Source organism: Lysobacter spongiicola DSM 21749 (assembly GCF_900167055.1).
Taxonomy (GTDB): Bacteria; Pseudomonadota; Gammaproteobacteria; order Xanthomonadales; family Xanthomonadaceae; genus Novilysobacter; species Novilysobacter spongiicola.
Genome location: NZ_FUXP01000001.1, coordinates 818,225 through 833,064, shown reverse-complemented (window position 1 = coordinate 833,064; position 14,840 = coordinate 818,225). Strand labels below are relative to the sequence as shown.

General features: G+C 67.9%; 18 protein-coding genes. 5 read left to right on the top strand and 13 right to left on the bottom strand.

What is annotated here, in order from left to right; translation table 11 throughout:
* Positions 1-46: 46 nt before the first annotated feature.
* The 6 genes from B5D37_RS03920 to B5D37_RS03895 form a co-directional block, all read right to left on the bottom strand.
* Positions 47-2,095 carry a M2 family metallopeptidase gene (locus B5D37_RS03920; RefSeq protein ID WP_078757351.1) on the bottom strand — a complete coding sequence of 683 codons (2,049 nt, stop codon included), beginning with the start codon at positions 2,093-2,095 and terminating at the stop codon, positions 47-49.
* Positions 2,096-2,214: 119 nt separating this feature from the next.
* Positions 2,215-2,751 carry a hypothetical protein gene (locus B5D37_RS03915; RefSeq protein ID WP_078757350.1) on the bottom strand — a complete coding sequence of 179 codons (537 nt, stop codon included), beginning with the start codon at positions 2,749-2,751 and terminating at the stop codon, positions 2,215-2,217.
* A gap of 111 nt (positions 2,752-2,862) precedes the next feature.
* Positions 2,863-3,135, bottom strand: a complete 273-nt coding sequence (gene minE / locus B5D37_RS03910) for a cell division topological specificity factor MinE (protein ID WP_078757349.1) — start codon at positions 3,133-3,135, stop codon at positions 2,863-2,865.
* Between the two features lie 3 nt (positions 3,136-3,138).
* The gene (minD, locus tag B5D37_RS03905) at positions 3,139-3,948 is read right to left on the bottom strand and encodes a septum site-determining protein MinD (RefSeq protein ID WP_078757348.1); all 810 of its coding nucleotides are present in this window, start codon (positions 3,946-3,948) and stop codon (positions 3,139-3,141) included.
* Between the two features lie 61 nt (positions 3,949-4,009).
* On the bottom strand, positions 4,010-4,801 hold the full coding sequence (gene minC, locus B5D37_RS03900; RefSeq protein ID WP_078757479.1) for a septum site-determining protein MinC: 792 nt from the start codon (positions 4,799-4,801) through the stop codon (positions 4,010-4,012).
* On the bottom strand, positions 4,798-5,418 hold the full coding sequence (locus tag B5D37_RS03895) for a GNAT family N-acetyltransferase (RefSeq protein WP_078757347.1): 621 nt from the start codon (positions 5,416-5,418) through the stop codon (positions 4,798-4,800). The genes minC and B5D37_RS03895 overlap by 4 nt, the downstream gene beginning before the upstream one ends.
* A gap of 170 nt (positions 5,419-5,588) precedes the next feature.
* On the opposite strand from B5D37_RS03895, the gene B5D37_RS03890 reads away from it, so the two are divergent.
* The 5 genes from B5D37_RS03890 (at position 5,589) to B5D37_RS03870 (ending at position 9,873) form a co-directional block, all read left to right on the top strand.
* On the top strand, positions 5,589-6,791 hold the full coding sequence (locus B5D37_RS03890) for a sensor histidine kinase (RefSeq protein ID WP_078757346.1): 1,203 nt from the start codon (positions 5,589-5,591) through the stop codon (positions 6,789-6,791).
* The gene (locus B5D37_RS03885; protein WP_078757345.1) at positions 6,788-7,441 is read left to right on the top strand and encodes a response regulator; all 654 of its coding nucleotides are present in this window, start codon (positions 6,788-6,790) and stop codon (positions 7,439-7,441) included. Before B5D37_RS03890 ends, B5D37_RS03885 begins: the two co-directional genes overlap by 4 nt.
* A 130-nt stretch (positions 7,442-7,571) precedes the next feature.
* Positions 7,572-8,705, top strand: coding sequence for a polyketide cyclase (locus tag B5D37_RS03880; RefSeq protein ID WP_078757344.1), 1,134 nt, complete (start codon positions 7,572-7,574; stop codon positions 8,703-8,705).
* A 99-nt stretch (positions 8,706-8,804) separates the two neighbouring features.
* Complete coding sequence (locus B5D37_RS03875) at positions 8,805-9,197, top strand: DUF423 domain-containing protein (protein ID WP_078757478.1); 393 nt, start codon at positions 8,805-8,807, stop codon at positions 9,195-9,197.
* 1 nt (position 9,198) lies between these two features.
* Complete coding sequence (locus tag B5D37_RS03870) at positions 9,199-9,873, top strand: DNA-3-methyladenine glycosylase family protein (RefSeq protein WP_078757343.1); 675 nt, start codon at positions 9,199-9,201, stop codon at positions 9,871-9,873.
* Here the strand turns inward: B5D37_RS03870 and B5D37_RS03865 are convergent, their stop codons facing one another.
* The 7 genes from B5D37_RS03865 to B5D37_RS14785 form a co-directional block, all read right to left on the bottom strand.
* Positions 9,874-10,680 (bottom strand): M15 family metallopeptidase, encoded by an 807-nt coding sequence (locus B5D37_RS03865; RefSeq protein WP_078757342.1) that lies wholly within the window; start codon positions 10,678-10,680, stop codon positions 9,874-9,876.
* 37 nt (positions 10,681-10,717) lie between these two features.
* Entirely contained in the window at positions 10,718-12,058 is a 1,341-nt protein-coding gene (locus B5D37_RS03860) for an alpha/beta hydrolase (RefSeq protein WP_078757341.1), read from the bottom strand.
* 61 nt (positions 12,059-12,119) lie between these two features.
* The gene (locus tag B5D37_RS15140) at positions 12,120-12,245 is read right to left on the bottom strand and encodes a hypothetical protein (RefSeq protein WP_268776102.1); all 126 of its coding nucleotides are present in this window, start codon (positions 12,243-12,245) and stop codon (positions 12,120-12,122) included.
* An 11-nt stretch (positions 12,246-12,256) separates the two neighbouring features.
* Positions 12,257-12,436, bottom strand: coding sequence for a DUF4177 domain-containing protein (locus tag B5D37_RS03855; protein ID WP_078757340.1), 180 nt, complete (start codon positions 12,434-12,436; stop codon positions 12,257-12,259).
* Complete coding sequence (locus B5D37_RS03850) at positions 12,433-12,618, bottom strand: type II toxin-antitoxin system antitoxin (RefSeq protein WP_078757339.1); 186 nt, start codon at positions 12,616-12,618, stop codon at positions 12,433-12,435. The genes B5D37_RS03855 and B5D37_RS03850 overlap by 4 nt, the downstream gene beginning before the upstream one ends.
* A 7-nt stretch (positions 12,619-12,625) precedes the next feature.
* Positions 12,626-13,486 (bottom strand): SPFH domain-containing protein, encoded by an 861-nt coding sequence (locus B5D37_RS03845; RefSeq protein ID WP_078757338.1) that lies wholly within the window; start codon positions 13,484-13,486, stop codon positions 12,626-12,628.
* A gap of 153 nt (positions 13,487-13,639) precedes the next feature.
* Positions 13,640-14,740, bottom strand: a complete 1,101-nt coding sequence (locus B5D37_RS14785) for a hypothetical protein (protein ID WP_078757337.1) — start codon at positions 14,738-14,740, stop codon at positions 13,640-13,642.
* Positions 14,741-14,840: the final 100 nt, after the last annotated feature.

Here is a 14,840-nt window from a genome sequence, read left to right as displayed (position 1 = left end):
AAAAGGGCCGGCTTTCGCCGGCCCCCGGATACAGCGGGCAGCGGTATCAGGCTGTCCCATCCCCGTCGGCACCATCGGCAGCGGGAGCGTCCTCGGTACGTTCCGTCGCTTCCGTGGCCGGGCCCGGCCGGGGCGCGGCACTGGCCTGCCAGCCACAGGTCTGGCCTTCGTTCTGCTGCTTCAGCCAATCCTGGAGCGGGGCGAAGTACTCCAGCACCGCGCCCGCGTCCATGCCTTCGCCGCCGGTAAGCTCCTGCAGCGTGCGTTGCCAGGGCTGGCCCGCACCGCGCGAAAGCATCGCCTGCAGGCGCTCGCCCGCCGCCTCGTTGCCGTAGAAGCTGCACTCGTGCAGCGGGCCCTCGTAGCCCGCGGCATCGCACAGCGACTTGTAGAACTGGAACTGCAGCACGTGGGCCAGGAAATAGCGCGTATAGGGCGTATTGCCCGGCACGTGGTACTTGGCGCCCGGGTCGAAGAATTCCTCACCGCGCGCATCCACCGGTGCCACGCCCTGGTACTGCGCCTTCAGGTCCCACCACGCCTTGTTGTACTGGTCCGGCGTGATCGAGCCGTCGAACACACCCCAGCGCCAGCGATCGATCATCAGGCCGAACGGCAGGAAGGCGACCTTCGACAGCGCCATGCGCATCTGCGCGTTGATCACGGCCTCCTCGCTCTGCTGTTGCGCATCGACCAGGTCGATCGACTCCAGGTACTGCGGCGTCATCGCCAGCACGATGGTGTCGCCGATGGCTTCGTGGAAGCCGTCATGGGCGCCGGCCTGGAACAGGGGCGGCAGGTCGTTGTAGGCCAGGTAGTAATAGACGTGGCCGAGCTCGTGGTAGATGGTGGTGAAGTCTTCCTCGTTGGGCTTGATGCACATCTTGGTGCGCACGTCGCCTTCCATGTTCATGTCCCACGCGCTGGCGTGGCAGACCACGTCGCGGTCGCGCGGCTTGATGAACTGGGTGTTCTCCCAGTAGCTGTCGGGCAGCTTGGGCATGCCGAGGGAGACGTAGAAGTCCTCCGCGCGCTTGGTCATCTGGCGGGCGGCGGCCTCGCGGGCTTCCTGCTCGATGTCGGCCAGGCGCGACGGCGTGCGCTCCCCGGTCGCCTGGGCCAGCTTCTGTGCGTGGATCTGCTGGTACCGCGACTCCAGCGCGGCGTTGATGTCCAGGCTGCCGGCGTTCTCGTACGGCGCCAGCACGTCCCACAGGTTGCCCCAGTCCTGCTGCCACATGTTGCCCATCAGGTGCGCGGGCAGCATGCCGCCAGCGACCTCCGCACGCTCCTGGCCGTATTCGGCGCCCAGGCGCGTGCGGGTGTAGCAATGAAGCTGCTCGTAGAGCGGCTTGACCTGGGTCCACAGCCGGTCGGTTTCCGCGGCGATCTCGACCGGGCTCATGTCGTACGCGGAGCGCCACATTTCCCCCGCATCGGTGAAGCCCATCTCGTCGGCGCCCTTGTTCACCAGCTCGACGAAGCGCGTGTAGTCCTTGCGCATCGGCTGGGACACCGTGTGCCAGCCGCGCCAGGCATCGAGCTGGTCGTCGTAGTCGCGGCTGTTGCGCAGCACGTCCTCCAGCTCGCCGAGCTGGCGGCACTGCCGTGCGTCGCCTTCGCCGGTGCAGTACTCGCCCGAGCCGTACATGCCTTCCATGCGGGTGACGATCTCGGTCAGCTCCTTGAGCTCGGTCGGATCGGTGGGGGCCGGCATCGAAGTGGCCAGCTTGAGCAACTGGATCGAGCGCGCGGTCTCCGGCGTCATCTCCTGGCCTTCGAACCGCCGCGACTGCGCGATCCAGTCGTTGAGGCGCGAGAGGTACTCCTCGTTGGCCTTGGCGGCCAGCAACTGGCTGTCCTCGTTGATGTAGGTCGAGGAGAGCCACTGTGCCGCGGTGAGCTGCGGGTACATCTCCTTCAGCTCGGCGTTGACGCGGGCAATGAACTGGTCGGCGGTTTCCTCGCCCTGGGCCGTGCTGGACGTTGCCGGCTGGTCGGCGGTGGTATCGGGGCTGGGCGAGCGATCGCAGCCAGCCAGGGCCAGCACGCCGGTGGCGATGGCGGCGGCAAGGAGTGCGCGTACAGGTTTCATGTCGGTGCTCCGTTGGATGAAGCGCGTGCATCGCGCCAACCGACGAAGGCTAGATGCGGGCCGGCCGTGGCGCAAGCGCGGTGCCGCCAGGACCTGCGTCCGTACTTCGAGGGGCCGGATCAGGCGGAAGGAAGCGCCGGGACCTGCGGGGGCTGGAGCAGGTTGCGCGCTGAATCCACCAGTCCGCGTGCTGCAAGCCATGCCCAGGCCTCGTCGGCGTCGTGCTCGAAATAGGCGGCGGCGGACCCGAGGCGGAAGGTGTAGCCCCAGCCGTCCATGTCGGCGAGGATCCGGGCGCGGCCGACGCCCGGCAACTGGTCGCCCAGCAGGGCCTGCAGCAGGCAGACCGCGTCCTCCTCCTCGATCGAGTCGGTAGCGTCGGTGTGTACCGCATGCCGCCGCTCCGGGGGCAGGACGATCAGGTGGCACGCCTCGTGGAGCAGGGAGTGCACCGGCGTGTCCCGCCGGGCGTAGACGGTGCCGGCGATGATGCCGGCTTCGCAGTCGCCCCAGTAGCTGCCGGGGATGGGCTGGCCATCGGCGACGCGCTCCAGCTGCAGGCCGTAGCGGGCGAGCAGGGCGGTGGGGGCATCGAAGCCGATGTCGGCGAGCGTGAGCATTGGATCAGTGGTGCTGCCATCCCCGAGGGGCTTCATTCGGAACGTAGGAGCGGCTTCAGCCGCGATCGGATATCCGCGCGGCGACGACTTTCCGATCGCGGCTGAAGCCGCTCCTACAGGGGCAGGGGGCGAAAATGCCCGCGCGGATCAGCCGTGCGCGGGCCTGGCCTCGCCGTTCTGGGGCAGGGACACCGAGATGTCGAGCACCTTGTTCTCGCCTTCGCCCATCAGGTCGACCTTGACCGCCTCGGCGTCGACGCTGACGTACTTGCGGATCACCTCCAGCAGCTCGCGCTGCAGCATCGGCAGGTAGTCCGGCCCGCCGCGGGTGGCGCGCTCGTGGGCGACGATGATGCGCAGGCGGTCCTTGGCGACCGACGCGGTCTGCTTCTTGGCGAGCAGGAAGTCGAACATGCCCATGGCTTAACCTCCGAACATCTTGCTGAAGAAGCCTTTCTTCTCCGGCGTGATGAAGCGCATCGGGCGGGTGTCCCCGAGCAGGCGCGCAACGGCGTCGTCGTAGGCCTGGGCGGCGTCCGATTCGGCATCGAGGATGACCGGCTCGCCCTTGTTGGAGGCATGCAGGACATCGGTGGATTCGGGGATGACGCCGATGGTCTTGAGGCCGAGGATCTCCTCGACGTCGCCGACGCTCAGCATCTCACCCGATTCCACGCGCTTGGGGCTGTAGCGGGTCAGCAGCAGGTGCTCCTTGACGCGCTCGCCCTGTTCGGCGCGGCGGGTCTTGCTGGCCAGCAGGCCGAGGATGCGGTCGGAGTCGCGTACCGAGGACACTTCCGGATTGACCACGACGACGGCCTGGTCGGCGAAGTACATGGCCAGGAACGCGCCCTTCTCGATGCCCGCCGGAGAGTCGGCGACGATGTAGTCGAAGCCGTCCGCCGCCAGGTCCTCCAGGACCTTCTGCACGCCTTCCTTGGTGAGGGCGTCCTTGTCGCGCGTCTGCGAGGCAGCCAGCACGTAGAGGTTCTCGAAGCGCTTGTCCTTGATCAGCGACTGCTTGAGGCTGGACTCGCCGTTGACCACGTTGACGAAGTCGTACACCACGCGGCGCTCGCAGCCCATGATCAGGTCGAGGTTGCGCAGGCCGACGTCGAAGTCGATCACGCAGACCTTGTGGCCGCGACGGGCGAGGCCGCAGGCGAGGGAGGCGCTGGTCGTGGTCTTGCCGACGCCGCCCTTGCCCGAGGTGACTACGATGATTTCGGCCAAGTTCTGATCCTCCGGATGATTTGATGTGCGGCAATGCGTGACAGCATGCCCGTTTTTTGGTTCACGAGGCGGCCTGCGCCTCGATGTGCAGCTGGTCGTCTTCCAGCCAGACCTGCACGGGCTTGCCGCGCAGAGCCGCCGGGATGTCCTCGAGCACCTTGTAGTGGCCGGCGATGGCGACCAGCTCGGCATGGAACTCGCGGCAGAAGATGCGGGCCTGGGCGTTGCCCTGGGCGCCGGCCAGGGCCCGGCCACGCAAGGGGCCGTAGATGTGGACCGAGCCGTCGGCCATGACCTCGGCGCCGGCGCCGACGCCGGTCAATACCGTCAGGTCGCGGTTGTCGGCGTACACCTGCTGCCCGGAGCGCACCAGCCCGGCGTGGATCATCCCGGGTGCTGGGGGAGCGGTTGCCGTGGCCGGTGCGGGTGCGGCCGCCTGCGGCGTGGGAGCCGGCGCGGGCGCGGGTGCCGACGGCGGCGGAACGTTGGCGTCGGCCGGCTCGCCCGTCCGCTCGTACTGCGCGCGGAACTTGGCCAGCAGCGGCAGGCCGAGGGCCTCCGCCAAGTGCTCGGTGTCGCTGGATCCGTAAGCCAGCGCGACCGGCAGCACGCCGGTCCCGCGCAGGCCGTCCAACAGCGCTCGGGCGGTCGCCTGGTCCGGCACCTGCGAGAGGCCACCGAAATCGATCACCACCGCCGCCCTCAGGAACAGCTTCGGTGCCCGCTCGACCCGGCTGCGCATCTCCTCGACCAGCCGCGGCACGTCGAGGTTGCGGATGCGCAGGTTGGCGATGCCCACCTGGCCGATCTTCAGCTCGCCCGCCTGCTCGTAATCCACTGCGGCGGCGGTCATGGGCCAGTCGTCCCGGTCGGGCGCGGGGCGGCCTGCGCGGCCGGGCGGGCGGGAAGCACCCGTCGCCGGGTCCACGGCACCTCCGGCAGCTCGCTGCCGTAGGTCTTGCGTACCCAGGCGTGGCAACTGAGCTCCTTCATCAGCATCGCTGCGCGTAGTTCGTTCCCCGGCATCACGTGCTGTCCGACCTCGCGGAAGCCGAAGCTGCCGTGGAAGAGCAGCACCGGATCGTTCGCTCCCTGGTCGAGGAATACCTCGCAGGCCATCTGCGGATAGCGCAGTTCCGCGTAGCTCTGCGCATCGGCGTAGAACGCGCGGCCTACGCCGCCGCCGCGGCGACGGCTGGCGACGACGATGCGATCGATGTAGAAAAAATCCGGGAAATGCTTGCGGAACCAGCGGAAGTTGCTGCTGTCGTACTCGGCATTGCTGCCCATCCCGATCATGAAGCCGGCGATCGTGCCGTCGCGTTCGGCGACGCGGAAGTACTCGGCGTTCTCGTAGAACTGGCGCAGGCGCCCGGCATCGAGCGGCAGGATCGCGGGTCCGGCGGCGTTGTTGAGGGCAAGGACGGAATCCAGCTCGTGCTCGCGCACGTCGCGGACGACGATCGACATTCCGGGCTCCAGGGGGTGTTTTTACCGGTGTCGCTGGGCGACCGGCGGATTATCGCATGGAGGCCGGGGGCGGGCGAGCCGCGCCGATCTGATGGCGTCCGGCGCCGGTGCCTGTTCAGGCATGACTTTCGGGCGCTCCGGATGGGGGCGGATGCCGATAGGATGCGGCAATGCTCGCCCGCCTGAACCACACCCGACTCCTGAGGTTCGCCGGCCTCTTTACCTGGGGCGCTGTCGGACTGTGGCTGATCCAGATGTGGATGGAACCGGAGCAGTTCCAGTTCCTGCCTGGCGCCGGGGATCATCCGTTCCAACTGCTGATTGCACGATGGGTGGCCCTGTATCTGAGTTTCGGGGCCACCTACTGGTGGATCACGCGCGAGTTGGGGCAGCGGCGACCCGGTTACATGGACCACGTCCTGCTGCTGGTGCTTACCGCCTGTGCGGTGGGTGTGAGCTACTTCTCCAACAGCGGGTTGGGCAGCATCCTGCTGATGGTGGCGGCCGGTCTGCTGCCATGGCTGCTGTCGCTCCGGGTGGGCGTGGTGTGGCTGATTGGCGGCAACCTGGCGATCACGCCGGTATTCGTGGCCGCCGGAATGCCGGGGCCACTGGCGCTGGTGCAGGCGCTTGCATATGTGGGGTTCTCGGGCCTGGTTTTCGTCACCGCTTTCGTCGCGAGGCAGCAAGCCGAGGCCCGCGACGAGCAGCGGCGCCTCAACGCGGAGTTGCGCGCCACCCGCCTGCTGCTGGCCGAGAGCGCCCGCATCAACGAGCGCACCCGCATTTCCCGCGAGTTGCACGACCTGCTCGGCCACCACCTGACGGCGCTGAGCCTCAACCTGGAGGTCGCCGGCCACCTGGTGGAGGGCCGCGCCAAGGAACACGTCTCCCAGGCCCACACGCTGGCGCGGCTGCTGCTCACCGACGTGCGCGAGGCCGTCAGCCACCTGCGCGAGGATGGCGCGATCGATTTGACCGCCGCGCTGCAGCCGTTGGCGGAGAACGTGCCGGGACTGGATATCCACATGGAGATCGAACAGCCGCTCACCCTGGATGACCCGGAGCGTGCGCACGTGCTGTTGCGCTGTACCCAGGAGATCATCACCAACGTGGTCCGCCACGCCGCCGCCGACAATCTCTGGATCACCGCGCGCAGCAGCGGTGGGCTGATCACGATGCGGGCGCGCGACGACGGTCGGGGCGCCGACCAGTTGGCGGTCGGCAACGGCCTGCGGGGCATGCGCGAGCGGCTTGCCCAGTACGGTGGCCAGCTCACGATTGAAACCCGGCCCGAGGCAGGCTTCCGCCTGTGCCTGGAGTTGCCGGTATCGGCGGCAGCCGCCGCCGCTTGCGAAGGAGCCGTCAAATGAGTGCCGATCCGATCCGAGTATTGCTGGTGGACGACCAGACCCTGGTCCGCCAGGGCGTCCGCTCCCTGCTGTCCCTGGCCGAGGGTATCGAAGTCGTCGCCGAGGCCAGCGACGGCAAGCAGGCGGTCGAGGTGATCCCGCAGATCAGGCCCGACGTGGTCCTGATGGACATGCGCATGCCGGTGATGTCCGGCCTGGAGGCCCTGCAGGCGCTGGCCGGGCTGGGGCAACTCCCGCCCACGATCATCCTCACCACCTTCGATGACGACCAGCTGGTGCTGGCAGGGATCAAGGCGGGTGCGAAGGGCTACCTGCTCAAGGATGTGTCGCTCGAGCAGCTGGTCGGGGCGATCCAGACCGTGGCGCGTGGCGGTTCGCTGGTGCAGCCGGCGATGAGCCAGCGCCTGCTGTCGGGGCTGGAGCACATGCGCAACGATTTCGTCAGCCTGGACCGGCCCGATCCGCTGACCGACCGGGAGACGGAGATCCTCCGACTGATGGCGGGCGGCTTCTCCAACAAGGAGATCGCCAATTCGCTGGGCGTGGCCGAGGGGACGATCAAGAACCACGTCTCCAACATCCTGTCGAAGCTGGGTGTTCGCGACCGCACCCGGGCCGTTCTGAAGGCGTTCGAGCTCAAGCTGGTGTGAACGCCCCGGGGACCGGAGGACGGGCGGTGCATTTATGTGATCTCCAGAGGCTGCGCCCGGCACGGCATCCTTGCTAGGATTACCGGTCTGCGCCCAGTCCCGTCCCGGGCCCGGCCCTGGAGAACCCTGAATGACCCGTCTGATCGAGTTCCTGATTTCACTGGCCATCGTCGTCGCGGTATTCGTCGGCGTCGGCTTCCTGCTGCCTTCGAGCCGCCACTTCGAGCACTCGGTGGAGACCAACCGCAAGATGACGATCGTGTACGACACGATCAACAGCCTGCGTCGCTTCCCGGCCTGGAACATCCTGGTCGCCAAGGATCCGAACATGGACCTGGAGCTCGTTGGCCCGGAGGAGGGCGTCGGTGCCCGCCTCGAGTACAGCTCCGAGGAGCGCGGGATCGGCGAAGGTGCCTGGGAGATCGTCGAGACGGTGCCGAACGAGAGCGTGACCTACGCGATCGAGGACCCCGAGCGCGGCAACAACAAGCGCACCACGTTCCACCTGGAGCCGACCGGTCGCAACAACCGCAACGTCAAGATCACCCAGACCTATGACGTCGACTACGGCATGGACCTGCTGGGCCGCTATGCGGGCATGTACGTGAGCAGCAGCGTCGGCTCCGACATCAAGATGAGCCTGACCCGCCTGAGCAACATGCTGGCGGCGGTGCCGAACTACGACTACTCGCTGCTGAGCAAGGACAACCCCGAAAACGCGCCGCGCATCGAGGACCGTCCGGCGCAGAACGTGTTGATCGTGGGCGCGGCGGTGGAGCGCAACAACGAAGTCGTGCAGCGCACGATGAACAACAACATGCAGTGGATCGAGAAGGTGATGAAGGCCAACAACCTCGTCGCCGATGGTCCGGTGCAGATCATCACCAACGAGTTCGGCTCCGAGAGCTACGCGTTCGAGGTGGCCCAGCCCGTGCGTCCGTCCGGGAACGGCGACGGCGCGGACGAAGATGCCGAAGGCGAGGCCACCGACGGCGGGGATACCCAGGCAACCGCCGCCACCGGTCCGCTGGACGTCGACCTCGAAGGTCCGGTCGAGCTGGTGCAGCGCGAGGCGTCGAAGGTCGCGGCTGTCCCCTTCACCGGCCACATGGCGAACCTGCCGACCGTGCGCGACGGACTGCGTGCGTGGGTGCTGACCCGCGGGATGGAAACCACCGGGCGCCCGTACGAGGCCTGGAACGACGGTATCGAGGAAGGCTTCACGCCGGAAGGCGAGTTCACGGTGTACTGGTCGGTGCGCTGACCGATCCGGGACGCCAGACACGAAACGCGCCGCGGGCTTCCGCGGCGCGTTTTTTTGTGGGCGCTGGTATGGTTCGCGGTCTACCGCCGAGCCGTCGCGATGAATCCTGCAGATGCCAGCCGCCTCCGCCCTGACTCCGTGCCTGTTACGAGGGTGCGGCTGTTTGGATTCGCAGGCGGCCTGCTGGCGGCCGCGTCCGTTGCGTTGGCCGCCTATGCTGCACATGCGGCTGATCCGGCTGCGCGCGCGAGCCTGCAATCGGCGGCGTTGTTCGCGTTCGGCCACGGGATCGCCCTCACCACGTTGGCGCCCCGTGCATTGCCTCGTCTCGCTGCCGCGGCGCTGGGCCTGTTGCTGCTCGGCACGCTCATGTTCTCCGGCACGCTGGTCGCTGCGCATTTCCTCCAGCTGCCCACCGCGCTCGCGCCAGTCGGCGGCGGGCTGATGATCGTGGCGTGGTTGCTATGGGCCGCCCACGCGGCAAGGCGGTGAGATGGCAAGGCACGCAAGGGGGTTCGATACCGACGCCGCAGCAGCGCACCTGGCGCGGCGGGACCGCAAGCTTGGTACCTGGATGCGACGCATCGGCCCGATCGAGCCAGACCTGCGATGGCGCAAGCGCTTTGACCCGGTGGACGCGCTGGCCCGTGCCATCCTCTACCAGCAGCTCAGCGGCAAGGCCGCGGCAACGATCGTCGGGCGGGTAGAAGCGGCGATCGAAAGTCCGCGCTTCCATTGCGACACGCTGGGCCGGTGCGACGACGCCACGCTGCGCGGGTGCGGCGTGTCGGGCAACAAGCTGCTGGCGCTGCGCGACCTCGCGCTCCGGGAGTCGCGCGGGGAGATCCCGTCGCTCACGCAGATGGCGACGATGGACAACGACGCCGTCATCGACGCGCTGGTGCCGGTCCGCGGCATCGGCCGCTGGACGGTCGAGATGATGCTGATGTTCCGCCTGGGTCGCCCCGATGTGCTCCCCGTCGATGACCTGGGTGTGCGCAAGGGGGCACAGCGGGTACACCGGCTCGAGGTGATGCCGACGCCCCGCGAACTGTCGGCGATGGGAGAGCGCTGGGGGCCATACCGCACCTACGCCAGCTTCTACCTGTGGCGGGTTGCGGATGCCGATGCCAAGGCCACCACGCCGACCAAACGGTCGCAGGACTGACTACGGGCCGATCGAGGGGCCGAAGCGCCAGTGCCACGGCTCGTAGACGATGCCGTGGGGGTTGTCCCGCGGGTAGCTCATCGCGAAACCATGGTCGCCGGCGTGTTCCGACAGCCACTCGAACGCAGCCGTCTGCTCGAAACTTTCTTCGGCGGGAGGCTCGCCCGGTGTGCCAATGTCCAGCGCCAGCCCCGAGTGGTGCTCGCTGTAACCGGGCGCCGCGTTGACCGCGAGGATATGTTCCACCGTCTGGCCGCGTTCGCGCTTGCGCTCGAAGATGCCCAGTTGGTAGTCGTGGCTGCGATAGCCGGAGATCGCATCCAGGTGCATGCCCGCCGCCGAGGCGGCATCGCGCATGCGCTTCCAGGCGAGGGCGGCCAAGGGGTGCAGCCACAGGGCACGTCCAAAGCGGTCCTTCCCGGCGAACGCGAGCCACCCTGGCTCGGCCACCAGCGGCAACCCCGTCCTCTGCCCGTAGCTGCCGTCGAGACCGAGGCTTTCGAGCCGTTCCTGCAGCCGGTCCAGCGGCAGGTGGGCGACCCGGAGCAGTCCGGGCCGGGATGGAAAGTGCTGGCTCGTTGCCGCGGTCGCATCCGCCAAGCCCGGTTCCCGCGCCAATCGCGGGATCAGCGGTTGCAGGCCGTCGGGCCCCAGCGCCGCGAGGTACCGACCATCCCGCTTGCGCCGGAACACCCGCTGGGCGCCAGCGAGGATCCGGGCGTCGCGATTGCTGCGTGCGCGCAGCAGGCCGCCCGGCCACAGTTCGATGTGCGGAGTGTTGACGAGTATCCGGGGCTGTACACGCATGCCTGGCAGGTTAGTCAGTCACGAGGGGTGGCGCCAGCTATCGCTTGATCCACCGGGCGATATCGCCGATCAGGCGCTCGTCCACGTGGCCAGGTGTCTGGTATTCCTCGAGGCTCCCGGGGCCGTCACCGGCGATCCCGAGGTGGTTGAGTGACGGGTAATGCCGGAGGGTCACATCGTCGCGGTCGCCGAGCGCGCGCTGCCAGAGCTGCCAGTCGGCATCCACCACCTGGAAGTCGCGACCGCCCTGGAGAAGCAGCATCGGCAGTTCGGTCTGGACCGCGTCGGCGACGGGGTCAATGGCGTCGAACTGCCGCCAGTATCCAGGCGGCAATCCCATCGGCGTGTCCTTGGCCTCCATGGGTTCGCCGCTGCGGACGCGGGCAATCTGTTCGTCGAGCGTCTCGAGGAAGTCTTGTTCCGCGGCGTTTATCGAACCGTCGGCGGACAGCAGGTAGCGGTTCTGCTCCGGCAACAGGTCGAGCAGCGGACGGGCTGGCGCAGCCAGCATCACCAGTCCCGCGACTTCGCCGGATCGAGCCGCGATGCGCGGCGCCAGCATCCCGCCCTGGCTATGGCCCAGTACGAACACCCGGTCGGGATCGACGCGGTCGGCGCCGCGCAGCGCGGCAACCGCGGCTACGGCGTCGTCGGTCGTTTCCTCGTCGATGGTGAAATCGCCATCGGCAAAATCCTGCGGCCGTGCCGACGTACGCTTGTCGTAGCGCAGCACGGCGATGCCCTGGCTCGCCAATCCGCGGGCGATGTCCAGGAACGGCCGGTTGGCGCCAACGGTTTCGTCCCGGTCATGTGGCCCGGATCCGTGGACAAGGACCAGGCCGGGAAACGGCCCCTCGCCAGCAGGCATCGCCAGGGTACCCGGCAGCGCGTCGTCCCCCTCGCCGATGCTGAAGTCGCTTTCGCTGAATCCGGCATCTTCCGGCGGCGGTGCAGCGGCCGGCGGCGGGGCGGGCTTGATCATGAAGCCGGCGACCTTGCCCTCCGCATCGACGGCGACCTGCGCCAACAGCTCGCCCCGCTCGTGGTGCAACGGAACCAGCACCACCTGCATGCCGCCATGCTCGACGATCGTTGATTCGCCGCGTCCGGTTGCGGCACCGAACTGCGCCGGCAACGATTCCCACACGGCTTTGAGCTGGTCGACCGGCAGGGCGGCCGCCATCTCGGCGGAGAAACCACTTGCTGCGCCGCGATAGTCGCTGGCATCCAGCTGGTCCAGCAGCCGCGTCGCCGTCTCTTCGGCAGCGCTGGATGCCACGGCGGCGACAGGGGCGGGCGGGTTGGGAGTCTGGGCCAGGGCGGTGGCAGCGCCCGCCAGGAGCGTCGCCAGGGCGAGGGTGCTGATCGATCGATGCATGTGGAACTCCTTCTCTTGGCACGCGATGCGACGGGGCTGGCGTTGCGCCAGCGGTGGGCGGTCAGCGGTTCAGCAGCAGCACCATGCCGGCGAGCAGTCCCAGGCCGGCAGCCGTGGCCAGGATGGGGACCACCAGGTGGGCATGGGCGGGGAACCGCTGTTCGAGCAAACGGACGATGTGCAGCATGTGCGCCTCCTTCAGGCCTGCTTCTTGAGGATCAGCCGGACGTGGTCGAACGGTGTCACCTGGTTGCACGACACCAGCTCCCAGCCCTGCCGGCCCAGCTTGTCCAGTTCTTCACTGAGCCGGTCCGCCATGGGCGGGCCGATCATGTTCGGGCTCAGTTCGACGACTTCATAGATCCAGCGCGTGCTCATTGCTTGTCACTCCTGCCTTGTCGATCCGCGGCGTTCGGCAGCCGCCCCGCCTTGCGCAACGCTTCGCGCAGCACATATTCGATCTGCGCGTTGACGCTGCGCAACTCGTCGTCGGCCCAGCGTTGCGTGGCCGCCAGGACCTCGGCGTTGATTCGCAGGGCGTAGGCCTTCTTTTCCGCCATCGGGGGCTCAGTACAGGCTGCCGGCGTTGACGATCGGCTGCGTACCCCGGTCGCCGCACAGCACCACCAGCAGGTTGCTGACCATGTTGGCCTTGCGCTCCTCGTCCAGCTCGACCACGCCGTTCTTCTGCAGCTCCTGCAACGCCATCTCGACCATGCCCACGGCGCCGGCGACGATGCGGGTGCGGGCGGCGATGACGGCATTGGCCTGCTGCCGTTGCAGCATCGCGTGGGCGATCTCGGGTGCGTAGGCCAGGTGGCTGATGCGGGCCTCCAGCACATCCACGCCAGCAGTGGTGAGGCGCTCGTCCAGCTGCACCTTCAGGTGCTCGGAGATCTCCTGCGGGTGGCTGCGCAGGGAGATGCCTTCTTCGTGGTTGTCGTAGGGGTAGCTGGTCGCCATGGCACGCAGCGCGGCTTCGGACTGGATGTGCACGAAGCTCTCGTAGTCGTCGACGTTGAACACGGCCTCGGCGGAATCCACCACCTTCCAGACGATCACCGCGGCGATCTCGATCGGGCTGCCCTCCAGCTCGTTGACCTTGAGCTTGCCGCTCTCGAAGTTGCGCACCCGCAGCGACACCTTGCGCTTGGTGAAGAACGGGTTGTTCCAGCGCAGGCCGTTGTCGTGCACGGTGCCGATGTACTTGCCGAACAGGCTGAGTACGGCGGACTGGTTGGGCTCGACCATGTAAAGCCCGACCAGGCCGAACACCGCCAAGGCGCCGATGACGATGCCGGCAATGATGGAGGCGGGTTGCTGCTCTCCAACCCCGCTGATCAGCAGCCAGCTGGCGACCAGCAGTGCGGCGATGAGGGCCAGCAGGACGGGAATGCCGGGCAGGGAACGGACGGGGTTCTCTCTCATGGCGATGCTCGGGGACGAATGATGGATGAAAGTGATATCACTTTGATATCAGACAGGCAAGTTCCACCCACGAAAAAGGCCGCCCATGGAGCGGCCCTTTTCGTGGGGCGAGTCGATAATTGCGGCGCGGCGACAGGCCGTCGCCGCAAGGGCTCAGCGGCCGCGCAAACGGCCGAACAGGCCGGTCGGCTTCTGCGGCTCGGGAGTCGGTTCGGGCAGGTGCTCCACGTCGGCGAAGCCGGTCGCCAGGCTTGCGTTGACGAAGTCGGTGACGTCGGCGAGCGGGACACCACTGGCTTCGGCGATGTCCGGCAAGGTGGCCGGGCCCTTCATCATCACCGTCGCGATGCGGAAGTGCTTCGGATACTCGCGCTCGGTCTGCGGCCACTTGAGCATCTGGTAGCGGGCCTCCGGATCGAAGCCCTGCATCAGTTCCCCCTTGCCGGCCAGCAGGCCACCAAACCACACCAGTCGCGACAACGGCTGGCCGGCGCCGAGCGTGGCCGCTTCCCTGTCCCACCCGGCGTCATCGGGTTGCTGGAAATCCGCCGCGACCAGGGTGTCGGAGACGTGCGCGGACAAGGGTTTCAGCGCGGCAGGGCCATGGTATTGGCGTTGGCGGGCATCGATCAGCAGTGGCGTACCGTCGCGCTCAAGCCGCACGCGGCCGGCGATGCGGCCGCGCGCGAGCCACTCCGCCAGGGTCTTCGGCTCGGCTTCGGGTGCCGGCGCAGCGGGCCGTGGGGGCGTATGGGGCGCGACGGTCGGAGCGGCCGGCACCACCTTGGCCACGGCAGCGCTGGGCGGCTCCTCCGGGGAGGTGGTTTCCTCGGTGCTGGCGAGCGAGGGATCGGCTTCCTCGTCGGGCCGGGCACGCTCTTCCGGCAACTGGTCCTGCGGCACGGGTGACGGGGTCAGGCCGGACGGGATGGCCGTGTCGGCGCCGGCTTCGCCCGGGGCCAGCTCCTGCAGCAGGCGCGCCACCGAACCGGTATCGAATGGCTGGGATAGCCGGAAATCCGCCTGCGTGCGCGGGGCCGAGGTCAGGCCGATGACGGTCTTGCCGGCCGCATGCAGCCGCAGCCAGCTCATCGGGCCGTACATGCTGTCCATGTCCACCACGACGAACTCGGCCTGGGTCTCTGGCTGGAGTTGCCATGCACCGCCGAGGCGGGCGTTGGCTTCGTTGAAGGCGTCCTTCAGCGAGGCCTCCGTCGTAGCATCCATGCCGGTAAGGCCGAGGGTCAGCGCCATTCTGTGTTCCCGTGAGCAAACTCCCCGGAGTGTCGGGGAGCGCAAGACGGGCGTCAATGCGCGTTTCGCGTCGGTTGCACGCAGATCAGGTCGCAAATGG

What these genes read in the sequence shown, in the direction of transcription:
- B5D37_RS03920 (WP_078757351.1), bottom strand. Translation starts at nt 2,095, where the DNA reads ATGAAACCTGTACGCGCACTCCTTGCCGCCGCCATCGCCACCGGCGTG.
- B5D37_RS03915 (WP_078757350.1), bottom strand. Translation starts at nt 2,751, where the DNA reads ATGAAGCCCCTCGGGGATGGCAGCACCACTGATCCAATGCTCACGCTC.
- minE (WP_078757349.1), bottom strand. Translation starts at nt 3,135, where the DNA reads ATGGGCATGTTCGACTTCCTGCTCGCCAAGAAGCAGACCGCGTCGGTC.
- minC (WP_078757479.1), bottom strand. Translation starts at nt 4,801, where the DNA reads ATGACCGCCGCCGCAGTGGATTACGAGCAGGCGGGCGAGCTGAAGATC.
- B5D37_RS03895 (WP_078757347.1), bottom strand. Translation starts at nt 5,418, where the DNA reads ATGTCGATCGTCGTCCGCGACGTGCGCGAGCACGAGCTGGATTCCGTC.
- B5D37_RS03890 (WP_078757346.1), top strand. Translation starts at nt 5,589, where the DNA reads ATGCTCGCCCGCCTGAACCACACCCGACTCCTGAGGTTCGCCGGCCTC.
- B5D37_RS03885 (WP_078757345.1), top strand. Translation starts at nt 6,788, where the DNA reads ATGAGTGCCGATCCGATCCGAGTATTGCTGGTGGACGACCAGACCCTG.
- B5D37_RS03880 (WP_078757344.1), top strand. Translation starts at nt 7,572, where the DNA reads ATGACCCGTCTGATCGAGTTCCTGATTTCACTGGCCATCGTCGTCGCG.
- B5D37_RS03875 (WP_078757478.1), top strand. Translation starts at nt 8,805, where the DNA reads ATGAATCCTGCAGATGCCAGCCGCCTCCGCCCTGACTCCGTGCCTGTT.
- B5D37_RS03870 (WP_078757343.1), top strand. Translation starts at nt 9,199, where the DNA reads ATGGCAAGGCACGCAAGGGGGTTCGATACCGACGCCGCAGCAGCGCAC.
- B5D37_RS03865 (WP_078757342.1), bottom strand. Translation starts at nt 10,680, where the DNA reads ATGCGTGTACAGCCCCGGATACTCGTCAACACTCCGCACATCGAACTG.
- B5D37_RS03860 (WP_078757341.1), bottom strand. Translation starts at nt 12,058, where the DNA reads ATGCATCGATCGATCAGCACCCTCGCCCTGGCGACGCTCCTGGCGGGC.
- B5D37_RS15140 (WP_268776102.1), bottom strand. Translation starts at nt 12,245, where the DNA reads ATGCTGCACATCGTCCGTTTGCTCGAACAGCGGTTCCCCGCCCATGCC.
- B5D37_RS03855 (WP_078757340.1), bottom strand. Translation starts at nt 12,436, where the DNA reads ATGAGCACGCGCTGGATCTATGAAGTCGTCGAACTGAGCCCGAACATG.
- B5D37_RS03850 (WP_078757339.1), bottom strand. Translation starts at nt 12,618, where the DNA reads ATGGCGGAAAAGAAGGCCTACGCCCTGCGAATCAACGCCGAGGTCCTG.
- B5D37_RS03845 (WP_078757338.1), bottom strand. Translation starts at nt 13,486, where the DNA reads ATGAGAGAGAACCCCGTCCGTTCCCTGCCCGGCATTCCCGTCCTGCTG.
- B5D37_RS14785 (WP_078757337.1), bottom strand. Translation starts at nt 14,740, where the DNA reads ATGGCGCTGACCCTCGGCCTTACCGGCATGGATGCTACGACGGAGGCC.